This window comes from Microvirga pudoricolor (assembly GCF_016892705.1).
Classification (GTDB): domain Bacteria; phylum Pseudomonadota; class Alphaproteobacteria; order Rhizobiales; family Beijerinckiaceae; genus Microvirga; species Microvirga pudoricolor.
In genome coordinates this window covers 423,490-434,762 of sequence record NZ_JAFEMB010000003.1, presented here as the reverse complement: position 1 = coordinate 434,762, position 11,273 = coordinate 423,490, and the positions used below count along the sequence as shown (strand labels likewise).

Annotated in this window: 10 protein-coding genes and 1 tRNA gene; 5 read left to right on the top strand and 6 right to left on the bottom strand. The window is 68.0% G+C overall.

The features are described from left to right. The first annotated feature begins 78 nt into the window (after positions 1-78). Positions 79-624 carry an ankyrin repeat domain-containing protein gene (locus ILT42_RS13685; protein WP_204216165.1) on the top strand — a complete coding sequence of 182 codons (546 nt, stop codon included), beginning with the start codon at positions 79-81 and terminating at the stop codon, positions 622-624. A gap of 263 nt (positions 625-887) precedes the next feature. On the opposite strand, the gene ILT42_RS13680 is transcribed toward ILT42_RS13685, so the two are convergent. Beyond that, positions 888-963, bottom strand: a tRNA-Ala gene (locus tag ILT42_RS13680). 85 nt (positions 964-1,048) lie between these two features. Next, a complete protein-coding gene (locus ILT42_RS13675; RefSeq protein ID WP_204216164.1) occupies positions 1,049-1,432 on the bottom strand; it encodes a TIGR02300 family protein in 384 nt (127 codons plus the stop codon). A gap of 191 nt (positions 1,433-1,623) precedes the next feature. Between ILT42_RS13675 and aroA the strand changes: the two genes are divergently transcribed. The 4 genes from aroA (at position 1,624) to ILT42_RS13655 (ending at position 4,988) form a co-directional block, all read left to right on the top strand. After that, complete coding sequence (gene aroA / locus ILT42_RS13670) at positions 1,624-2,973, top strand: 3-phosphoshikimate 1-carboxyvinyltransferase (protein ID WP_204216163.1); 1,350 nt, start codon at positions 1,624-1,626, stop codon at positions 2,971-2,973. A gap of 10 nt (positions 2,974-2,983) precedes the next feature. Continuing rightward, complete coding sequence (gene cmk, locus ILT42_RS13665) at positions 2,984-3,610, top strand: (d)CMP kinase (RefSeq protein ID WP_204216162.1); 627 nt, start codon at positions 2,984-2,986, stop codon at positions 3,608-3,610. 74 nt (positions 3,611-3,684) lie between these two features. Next, positions 3,685-4,491: a DUF1194 domain-containing protein gene (locus tag ILT42_RS13660; protein WP_204216161.1), complete on the top strand. Its 807-nt coding sequence runs from the start codon at positions 3,685-3,687 to the stop codon at positions 4,489-4,491. A gap of 122 nt (positions 4,492-4,613) precedes the next feature. After that, positions 4,614-4,988, top strand: a complete 375-nt coding sequence (locus tag ILT42_RS13655) for a methylglyoxal synthase (RefSeq protein WP_229428624.1) — start codon at positions 4,614-4,616, stop codon at positions 4,986-4,988. A 42-nt stretch (positions 4,989-5,030) separates the two neighbouring features. On the opposite strand, the gene hrpB is transcribed toward ILT42_RS13655, so the two are convergent. From hrpB to ILT42_RS13635, 4 genes are all read right to left on the bottom strand, one after another. Next, positions 5,031-7,493: an ATP-dependent helicase HrpB gene (gene hrpB, locus ILT42_RS13650; protein ID WP_204216160.1), complete on the bottom strand. Its 2,463-nt coding sequence runs from the start codon at positions 7,491-7,493 to the stop codon at positions 5,031-5,033. Between the two features lie 53 nt (positions 7,494-7,546). Next, a complete protein-coding gene (locus ILT42_RS13645) occupies positions 7,547-8,161 on the bottom strand; it encodes an HAD family hydrolase (protein WP_204216159.1) in 615 nt (204 codons plus the stop codon). 108 nt (positions 8,162-8,269) lie between these two features. Continuing rightward, positions 8,270-8,830, bottom strand: a complete 561-nt coding sequence (locus ILT42_RS13640; RefSeq protein ID WP_204216158.1) for an MOSC domain-containing protein — start codon at positions 8,828-8,830, stop codon at positions 8,270-8,272. Between the two features lie 9 nt (positions 8,831-8,839). Next, entirely contained in the window at positions 8,840-11,128 is a 2,289-nt protein-coding gene (locus ILT42_RS13635; RefSeq protein WP_204216157.1) for an NADP-dependent malic enzyme, read from the bottom strand. Positions 11,129-11,273: the final 145 nt, after the last annotated feature.

Below are 11,273 nucleotides of genomic sequence, written 5' to 3'. Positions count from 1 at the left end.
CATCCGACGATCCTTTAGCTCTTCTCGATACAGCTGACCGCGCTACCCTTCTGCACGACGAACATTTGCAGAGGCCGCATGCCGGACGACACCCGACCATCGCTTCCCCATCTCGATGACGAGACCCTGGCCTTTGCCGGCAGAGTCTTTCAGCATACCCGTGCCGGTCAGACCGAAGAGCTCGCTGAGCTGCTGGCGATGGGACTGCCCGCCAATCTGCGCAATGAGCGCGGCGACAGCCTGCTCATTCTCGCTTGCTATCATGGCCATGTTGATCTCGTGCAGGTGTTGCTGGAGCACGGGGGTGCTTCGGATCTCGCTAACGAACGTGGCCAGACACCCCTGGCCGGTGCGGCCTTCAAGGGCGATGCCGGCATCGTCCGCCTGCTGCTCGACCATGGGGCAAGGGTGGATGGCTGCGGTCCAGACGGCCGAACCGCTCTCATGACGGCAGCCATGTTCAATCGGGTCGAGATCGTCGACCTGCTCCTGGCCAGCGGCGCCAACCCCGGCCATCGCGATGCCGGGGGACTCACAGCTGAAGGTGCAGCCCGCGCCATGGGCGCGCCCGATACACCCGAGCAGATTGACGAAGCGATTCGGCGGCAGAATAGGCTGGGATAGCCAAGCCTCGGGATGGCAAAGGGTTTGGAACGAACGGCTTGGTGAGGGCCGTGCAGTCGGTTTGAACCGGTCTCGGAAGACGCCAGTTCGAACCCACGGAACAGGCGCGAAGCGAGTCCGAGAACAGCGCCGATATCGACGAGACGGGCCAGGTCATTGGCGCCTTAAGAGACAGTATAATGGGGTCGATGAAAGCGCTAAAGCTTTGAAATCGCGACAGCTTCGCGAATGTCTCAGGAAAAGCGGGTTTCCCGGAAAGTGTTTGGTGGAGCCAGGCGGAATCGAACCGCCGACCTCTTGAATGCCATTCAAGCGCTCTCCCAACTGAGCTATGGCCCCACGCCGGCCGCGGTGTCTTGGGGATCACCGCGAAAGGGTCGCCGCCGAAGCAGCGGCGTCTCTATAGTCGGGTCTGACGCGAGGTTCAAGCCTCTTCGTCGTCTTCGATGTCGCTATCGATCAAATCCGATACGTCGTCGTCGCCCTCTTCTTCCTCCTCGAGGAAGGTGTCGTCATCGGCGTCGTCGTCGCCGACGTCGATATCGTCCTCACCGGGCGTGTCCGTATCGGCCTCGGCGGCTTCGACCTCGTCGAGCGAGACCATCTCCGGACCCGTGGATTCGACCTCGGTCTCCTCTTCGTTGGTCTGGGCGGCGCGGGCGACGACGGGAGCGGCCACGCGGCTCACGGCGGACGCCTGGAAGACGGTGCCGCATTTCGGGCAGACCGCCGGGTCCTTGTTCAGATCATAGAATTTCGCGCCGCAGCTCATGCACTGGCGCTTCAAGCCGAGTTCCGGTTTGGCCACGGTAGAACCTTCTAGGCAAAAGGGTTGAAGAGCGCTCCCGTTAGTCGGGCCCGGAGGGCTTGTCAAATGCGAAATGACCTCTTCGACGCCTCTCTCGCGCCTCTTGGACCGCAGGTCCCGCGCCGTGCGGGATGACGCCACCGAAACCCCGTGTTAGGAGCCGCCCGCAGACGAGCGCGAAGGGGGCGAGAATGTCGCACGGAAATGGTCCGGCAACACCGGCTGGCAGCAGGGCGGGAGCGGCCCTCAAGGGGCGCCTGCGCGTGCCCGGCGACAAGTCGATCTCGCACCGTTCCATGATCTTCGGATTGCTCTCCATCGGCGAGACCCGGGTCGAGGGCCTCCTCGAGGGCGACGACGTGCTGCGCACCGCGGAGGCCTGCAAGGCCCTCGGCGCGCATATCACCCGCGAGGGTCCGGGCCGCTGGCGCATTCGCGGCGTCGGGATCGGCGGCCTCACGCAGCCCGAGGGCGTGCTTGATTTCGGCAATGCCGGGACCGGCTCCCGCCTGATGATGGGGGTGGCTGGCAGCCACCCCGTGACCGCGACCTTCGACGGCGACGCCTCCCTGCGCAAGCGCCCGATGCGGCGAATCCTGGATCCACTCGTCAAGATGGGGGTCCAGGTGGTGAGCGAGGCCGAGGGCGGCCGGGTGCCGCTGACCCTGCGCGGCCCCCGCGAGACGGTTCCGATCACCTACGAGACCCCCGCCGCCTCGGCCCAGATCAAGTCCGCCATCCTGCTCGCGGGCCTCAACTCGCCCGGCCGCACCACGGTTGTCGAAAGGGAGGCCACCCGCGACCATACGGAGCGGATGCTGCGCCATTTCGGCGCCTCTGTGGAGGTCGCCCCGCACGGCCAGGACGGCCGCTCCATCACTCTCCAGGGCCAGCCCGAGTTGCGCGGGTCCGACATCGTGGTCCCGGGAGATCCGTCCTCGGCGGCCTTCCCACTGGTCGCGGCCCTGATCGTGCCGGGCTCGGACATCGTGATCGAGGGCGTGATGATGAATCCCCTGCGCACCGGCCTGATCACGACCCTCTTGGAGATGGGCGCCTCCATCGAGGCCCTGAACGAGCGTGACGAGGGCGGAGAATCCGTGGCCGACCTGCGAGTCCGCTCGAGCCGCCTGAGGGGGGTCACCGTCCCGGCCGGCCGGGCTCCGGCCATGATCGACGAGTATCCGATCCTCGCCGTGGCGGCGTCCTTTGCGCAGGGCACGACCCGGATGCAGGGCCTTCACGAATTGCGGGTCAAGGAATCGGACCGTCTGGCCGCCGTGGCGGCCGGGCTCGACGAGGCGGGCGTCGATCATGAGATCGATGGCGACGACCTGATCGTACATGGCGCCGGCGGCCCCGTGCGCGGCGGCGGAAACCCGGTCGCGACCCATCTCGACCACCGCATCGCCATGGCGTTCCTGGTGATGGGATTGGCCACCCGCGAGCCCATGACGGTCGACGACGGCGCCATGATCGCCACGAGCTTCCCGACGTTCATACCGCTCATGCGGGAGCTCGGCGCGACCATCGACGGCTGAGGGCGCTCCCATGATCATCGCCATCGACGGTCCAGCCGCCTCCGGCAAGGGCACCCTCGGCAAGCGCCTCGCGGCTCATTTCGGCTTCGCGCATCTCGACACCGGGCTGCTCTACCGCGCCGTGGCCCGCACCCTCCTGGACCGGGGCCTCGACCTGACGGACGAGGCGGCTGCGACCGACGCGGCCCTCAACCTGGATGTCGGCCATCTCGACGACGATTCCCGACTGCGCGGGGCCGAGATGGGAGAGGCCGCCTCCGTGGTATCGGCGTTTCAGCCCGTTCGCGACGCGCTCCTGGCCTTCCAGCGCCAATTCGGCGCCCGGCCGCCCGGAGCGGTGCTCGACGGCCGCGACATCGGCACCGTGGTGTGCCCGAACGCCGACGTGAAGCTCTTCATCACGGCCACCCCCGAGGAGCGGGCCCGGCGCCGGCACCGGGAGTTGGCCGGACGGGGCGAGACGGTGGCTTACGAGTCCATCCTGGCCGATATCCGCCGCCGGGACGAACGGGACATGAATCGCGCCACGGCACCCCTGAAGGCGGCGTCGGACGCCCTGACCCTCGACACGACCCATCTAGACGCCGAAGCAACATTTCAAGCCGCCCTGGGGCTGGTGGAGGCCCGGATCGGCTAAATTCTTGACCTTGCGTTCGGTCGAGAAGCTGGCAGACTTTTCCGCACCAATCTGGCTCCGAGAAGGAGAACGTGATGGTTCGGTGCGTGCTCAAGCGTTTCGCCTTAGGTTTGGCTCTGGTCTTAAGTTCTTTTCTTGCCTTCACCCTTCCGGCCGCCGCCCAGACGGAAGTGGATCTCGCCTTGGTCCTGGCCGTCGACATCTCCTACTCCATGGACACGGAGGAGCAGGCCCTCCAGCGGGAGGGTTTCGCCGAGGCGTTCCGGTCCCCCCTGGTCCATGACGCCATCCGCGGCGGCATGATCGGCAAGATCGCCGTCACCTACATGGAATGGGCCGGTTCGGCGGACCAGAAGGTGATCGTGCCCTGGACGATCCTCGACAATTCCGAGAGCCTCATGGCCTTCGCGGACAAGATCGCCAACACGCCCCTGCGACGGGCCCAGCGCACATCCATCGCCAGCGCCATCGACTACAGCGTCGACCTGTTGGCCAAGAGCGGCGTCACGGCGACCCGGCAGGTCATCGACGTCTCCGGCGACGGCCCCAACAACCAGGGCCGGATCATCACCCAGGCCCGGGACGATGCGATCAACAAGGGCATCGTGATCAACGGCCTGCCCTTGATGCTCAAGAAGCCCGGCTATCTCGATATTCCCGAGCTCGACGCGTATTTCCGCGATTGCGTGATCGGCGGCCAGGGCTCTTTCATGATCCCGGTGCGGGACCGCGAGCAGTTCCCGCAGGCCATCAAGACCAAGATCCTCCTGGAGGTTGCCAACCGGGTGCCGCCCGAGCCCCTGCTGCTGCGGATTCAGGCCCAGCCTCGAACCAACTGCATGGCAGGCGAGATGCAGTGGCGCGACCGCTGGAACAACTAGGACCGCGATCGGGAGGCCGCACGGGCCTCCTTTGACGGGCGTGCGATGCGGGGTATGAGGGTGGCACGATGGAAGGGCCGCCCGGCCGTCCTCCCCTTCTCGACGACCGCGACGGATTTCCGATGACATCTTTGACCCTGGCTCTCGTCGCCCATGACGCCAAGAAGGACGACATGGCCGACTTCGTGGCGACGCACGAGCACGAGATCGGCGCCTTTACGCTGTTCGCCACGGGAACGACGGGTGGGCGCGTCATGGAACGCTGCCCCTCCCTCCAGGTCACCCGCCTGAAGAGCGGCCCCCTCGGCGGGGACCAGCAGATCGGCGCGATGATCGCGGAGGGGCGAATCGATGCCCTGTTCTTCTTCGTGGACCCGCTCTCGCCCCACCCCCACGACGTGGACGTGAAGGCCCTGATGCGGCTCGCCTTGGTCTACAACATCCCCATGGCCCTCAACCGCGCCACGGCCGACCGGCTGATCGCGTCCTGGGGTTAGCCGACCATCCCCCTCTCCAGATGGTCGGGAACCCTCAGGGCTTCACGTCCCGCGCGGTTTCGCCCGCCGTGTCGGCGGGGCCGATAACGGGTCCTCGGGCCAGGGGTGCTTGGGGTATTGTCCGCGCATGTCGGCCCGCACCGATGCCCAGGAACCGCGCCAGAAGCCCGGCAGGTCGCGGGTGATCTGGATCGGCCGCTGAGCCGGGGACAGCAGATGAAGCACCAGGGGCACCCGGCCGCCCGCGATGGCGGGATGCCTGTCGAGGCCGAAGAGCTCCTGGACCCGCACCGAGAGCGCCGGTTCCGCCTCGCCGTAATCGACGGGAATCTGGGAGCCCGTCGGCACCTCGACATGGGTCGGGGCCTCGGCGTCGAGGCGGCGCTGCAGGGTGCAGGGCAGGAGCCCGCGCAGGGCCTCGCTCAAGAGATCGGGCCCGATGGCGTCGAGGCCGCTCTTGCCCACGAGATGCGGGGCGAGCCAGTCGTTCACGGACGCCGAGAGCGCCGCATCCGACAGGTCGGGCCACTCCTCCCCCTCCGCCCGGCGCAGGAACATCACCCGCTCCCGCCATTGCGCCAGCGCCTTCGACCAGGGCAGCGCGGCGAGCCCGGCGGAGGCGAGGCCGCCGGCCAGGATCCGCGCGGCCTCCTCGGTAGCCGGCACCGGCAGGGGCCGCTCGCCGAGCACGATGGCGCCATAGCGGCGCACGGCGCGGGCGCGCAGAGCCCTGGCGGAGCGGTCGAAGGCGACCTCTTCGCCCTGGACGATGCCGGAGCCCGCCTCTGCCTCGATCTCCTCGAGGGTCAGGGGGGCGGCCGCGAGGATACGGGCGGCGGCCGCCCCGCCCGCGATCTCCGCGATGGCGAGGAACGGCTCCTTGGCCAGCCGCTCATGGGCCTCCACGCTCGCGCCGCGGCCATTGGCCATCACGAAGTCGCCCGCCTTGCCCCGCGCCTTGGCGATCCGGTCCGGATAGGCCAGCGCGAGAAGGGCGCCCGTGGAGAGGGCGCTTCCATCCCGACGAGGGCCGGACTCCCTGGCCCAGCCGTCGGCCATGCGGCGCATGTCTTCGGCCTGCTTGGACCGGTCGCGGCGGAACCGCTCGACCCGGTCGGTCAGGTCCACCCCATCGCCGCCCAAGCCGCGTTCCACCAGCACCGCCGCAAGGTCGGCGGCCGCGCGGGCCTGACCCGAGGCGCCCGCCTCCACCACCATGCGGGCTAGGCGCGGCGGCAGGGGAAGACCGCGCAGGCGCTGCCCCGTCTCCGTGATGCGGCCATCCTCGTCGAGGGCCGACAGGTCCCGCAACAGCGCCCTCCCCTCCTTCAGGGCGGGCGCGGGCGGCGGGTCGAGGAAGGCGAGGCTCGTGGGATCGGTCACGCCCCAGGCGGCGCAATCGAGGATCAGGGGCGAGAGGTCGGCGGAGAGAATTTCAGGCCGCGCAAAGGCCTCGAAGGACCCGGTGGCCGCCTCCTCCCAGAGCCGGTAGCAGATGCCGGGCTCCGTTCGCCCGGCGCGACCCCGGCGCTGGTCGGCGGCGGCGCGGGAGACCCGGACGGTCTCCAGCCGCGTGAGACCCAAATCGGGCTCGTAGACCGGCACCCGCGCGAGTCCGGAATCCACCACCACGCGCACGCCCTCGATGGTGAGCGACGTCTCGGCGATGGAGGTGGCCAGCACCACCTTGCGGCGGCCGGGCTTGGTGGGACTGACGGCCAGATCCTGCTCGCCCCGATCGAGGCCGCCGTAGAGCGGCGCGAGGTCGACGGCCGGGTCCGTGATGCGGTCCCGCAGAAGCGTCTCGACCCGCCGGATCTCGCCCTGCCCCGGCAGGAAGACCAGGATTGAGCCCAGCTCGGCCCGGAGCGAGCGGAGCACGGCATCGGCGACCTGCTCCTCGATGCGCCGGTTGGGATCGCGCCCGAGATAGCGGGTTTCGACCGGGAAGGCCCGGCCCTCGGACTCGACCATCGGCGCGTCGCCGAGGAGGCGCGCGACCCGTGCGCCGTCCAGGGTGGCCGACATGACCAGGAGGCGCAGGTCCTCCCGCAGGCCGCCTTGGGCATCGAGCGCCAGGGCCAACCCGAGGTCGGCATCGAGGGAACGCTCGTGAAACTCGTCGAAGAGGACGGCCGCGATGCCGTCGAGGGACGGGTCGTCCAGGATCATCCGGGCGAAGACACCCTCGGTCACCACCTCGATCCGGGTGCGGCGGCTCACCTTGGACCCGAGCCGGACGCGCAGGCCCACCGTTTCGCCGACCGACTCGCCCAAGGTCCGTGCCATGCGCTCGGCCGCCGCCCGGGCCGCGAGGCGGCGGGGCTCCAGCACGATGATCCTGCCGCCCTCGGCCCAGGCCTCGTCCAGCAGAACCAGGGGCACCCGGGTGGTCTTGCCGGCGCCCGGCGGCGCCACGAGCACGGCGTTCGGCCGCGCCCGCAGGGCCGCCGTCAGGCTGGCCAGGACGGCGTCGATGGGAAGGGATGTGTCGAAGGCGCGCATGTGCGCCTGATGGCCCAGGCGCCGGCCGAGGGCAAGCGTGGAGGGCCCAGGGGCTACGCGTCGATGCCGTGTTTGCGCAGTTCCTCGGTCAAGTCCATCGGCTCCAGGAAGTGGATAGCGTGCATGCCGACCGCGCGGGCGCCTTCCACGTTGGCCTTCGAATCGTCGATGAAGATGCAATCCTCCGCTTTCAGGCCGTAGCGGCTGAGCAGGAGGTTGTAGATCTCGGGCTCGGGCTTCAGCACCCGCTCGTCGCCGGACACGATGATGCCGTCGAAGTCCTTGAGGAACGGGTATTTCGCCTGGGACAGAACGAATTTCGGGGCCGAGAAATTGGTGATGCAGTAGTTCGGCACGCCCGCCTGTCTCAAGCGCTCGAGCAGGGCCACGTTCTCGGCGATCACGCCGGAGACGGTCTCCTCCCAGCGCTCGTGGAACGCGCGGATCGAAGGCTCGTGATCGGGGTGATCCTTGGCCAGAAGCGCCACGGCCTCGTCCCAGTCGCGGCCCCGGTCCTGCTCCAGGTTCCACTGGTTGGTGCAGACCGTGGACAGGAACCACTCCATCTTGGTCTCATCGTCGAAGATCGTACGGTAGAGGTTGCGCGGGTCCCAGCGCAGCAGGACGTTGCCGACATCGAACACGACGGTGGTGGGCTTCTGGCTCATACGTTCCCTTTCAGGCCTGCGGGCATTGTTGCGCCATCCGTCATAAGGACTCACGGGCGCGATGGGAAGCCGGCTAAACTGCGGGGCAGGCCTCCAAACATGTTGGCCTCAGACGAGGCTTGAAGCCCGCTCGCCGCGATATTTTGGCCGGATTACCCGGATGGTATCGCCCACCTTCATCGTGCCCTCCCGCTCGACCAGCCCGACGAGCCCGCGCAGGCCCATGGCGACCTTCACGAAGGCGAATTCGAGGCTGGGATCGCCATGCGCCGCCGCGATCTTGCGGCCGGGCTGGCGGCATGGCGCATTGGCCTCGGTCACAAAGATCGTGGCGCCGGACGGGAATTGCAGCCGGGTCGAGAGCGGCAGCTGCGTCAGGCCCTTCAAGCCGCCGATGACGACGTTGGCCCCAAGCAGAGCGGGGTCGAGATCCGGGATGCCCAGGGCCTCGGCCACGATAGCGCATTCCTCCTCCGACACGATGGAGACGTGGCGGGTATTGGCGATGGGGGTGCCGCGCGGATGCCAAGGCGTTCGCGAATCGGCTCCCCGCGTCTCGCCCGAATGTCGGTGGCCGGGAATACCCGCGAGTGTCAGGTCGAAGCTATCCACCGGACGGGACACGAAGCCTTTCCCGTCCGCGATGAGCAGTTGCGTGAGACGCGCCATGGTGCCGGATCAGCCGCCCACGTTGAAGGCCGCGAGCGCCGCCATGTTGACGATGTCGTTGTCGGTCGCGCCGAGCGAGACGATCTGGACCGGCTTGTCGAGGCCGACCACCAGGGGCCCCAGCACCATGGCGCCGCCCAGCTCCTGGAGCATCTTCGTGGAGATGGAGGCGGAGTGGAAAGCCGGCATCACGAGTACGTTGGCCGGGCCCTTGAGGCGGCTGAACGGGTATTGGGCCATGTGATCCCGGTTCAGCGCCACGTCGGCGGACATCTCGCCGTCGTACTCGAAATCGACGCGCTTGCCGTCGAGGATCTCCACCGCCTCCTGGATCCGCTCGGCCCGTTCGGCGCGGGGATGGCCGAAGGTCGAGAATGACAGCATGGCCACGCGAGGCTCGTAGCCCAGGCGCCGCGCCACGCCCGCCGCCTCGACGGCGATCTCGGCCAGTTCCTCGGAGGTGGGCATCTCGTGGATGGCCGTATCGGCCACCACGACCGTGCGGCCCCGCGAGAGGCAGACCGACACGCCGATGACCCGGTGGCCGGGCTTGGCGTCGATCACGTGGCGCACGTCGGCGAGCGCCGTCGAGTAGTTGCGGGTCACGCCCGTCACCATGGCGTCCGCATCGCCCAGCGCCACCATGGAGGCGGCGAAATGGTTGCGGTCCTGGTTGATCAGGCGCTGGCAGTCGCGGAACAGGTAGCCCTTGCGCTGCAGGCGCTCGTAGAGAAACTGCGCATAGGTTGAATTGCGGTGCGACAGGCGCGCGTTGTGGATCTCGATGCCCTCGCGGCCCTCCAGGTCGATGCCGGCCTGTTGGGCCGTTTCCATCACCCGGTCCTCGCGTCCCACGAGCACCGCCTTGCCGAGCCCCTGGTTGACGAAGGACAGGGCCGCGCGGATGACCTGCTCCTCCTCGCCCTCCGCGAACACCACGCGCTTGGGAAACTTGCGCACGCGCTCGAAGATGCGGTTGAGGGTTCCGGCCACCGGGTCGAGGCGGGCGGAGAGCTGGGCCTTGTAACCCCGCGCATCCACGATGGGACGGCGCGCCACCCCCGTATCCATGGCGGCCTGCGCCACGGCGGGCGGAATCATGTGGATCAGGCGCGGGTCGAACGGCACCGGGATGATGTAGTCGCGCCCGAAGCGCGGCCGCGAGCCCTGATAGGCGGCCGCGACCTCGTCCGGCACGTCCTCGCGGGCCAGCGCCGCCAGCGCCTCGGCGGCCGCGATCTTCATCTCCATGTTGATGGTGGTGGCCTGCACGTCGAGGGCGCCCCGGAAGATGTAGGGGAAGCCCAGCACGTTGTTGACCTGGTTGGGATAATCCGACCGGCCCGTGGCGATGATCACGTCGTCGCGGATCTGCGCGACCTCCTCGGGGGTGATCTCCGGATCCGGGTTCGCCATGGCGAAAATGATCGGGTTCGGGGCCATGGAGCGGATCATGTCGTCCGAGAAGGCGCCCTTGGCCGAGAGGCCGAACACCGCGTCGGCGCCCTTCATGGCATCCGCCAGCGAACGGGCGCTCGTCTCCGCCGCATGGGCGGATTTCCACTGGTTCATGCCCTCGGTGCGGCCGCGATAGATGACGCCCTTGGTGTCGCACAGAATGACGTTATTGGGCGCAAATCCCATGGCCTTCAGCAGATCCGTGCAGGCGATGCCGGCCGCGCCCGCGCCGTTGACCACGAGCTTGGTCTTGGCCATGTCGCGGCCCGTCAGGTGCAGGGCATTGATCAGGCCAGCCGCCGCGATGATGGCGGTGCCGTGCTGGTCGTCGTGGAAGACCGGGATGTCCATCATCTCCCGCAAGCGTTCCTCGATGATGAAGCACTCGGGCGCCTTGATGTCCTCGAGATTGATGCCCCCGAAGGACGGCCCCAGATAGCGCACGCAGTTGATGAAGGCGTCCGCGTCCTCCGTGTCGACCTCGAGGTCGATGGAATCCACATCCGCGAAGCGCTTGAACAGGACGGCCTTGCCTTCCATCACGGGCTTGGACGCGAGGGCCCCGAGATTGCCGAGGCCCAGGATCGCCGTGCCGTTGGAGATCACCGCCACCATGTTGGAGCGGGTGGTGTAGTCGAAGGCCAGAGAGGGATTCTCGGCGATGGCCTTCACGGGCACGGCCACGCCGGGCGAATAGGCGAGCGACAGGTCGCGCTGGGTCGCCATGGGCTTGGTGGGCACTACCTCCAGCTTGCCGGGACGTCCCTGGGCGTGGAACTGCAGCGCCTCCTGGTCCGTGAAGGTCGGGCGGCTGCGGCGAGGGGGGCGCTGGTCGGTCATGGCGTCTGCTTGTTGCTTGTCGAGGGACGTATCCCGAAGGGGCAGTGACCTTACGGTTGCCATCCCGATAGCTCAAGACTTGTCCACATAACACCTTCGGACCCTATGACACTGGTGAAAGGGCGGCTTTGCTTTGCTAGAGAGT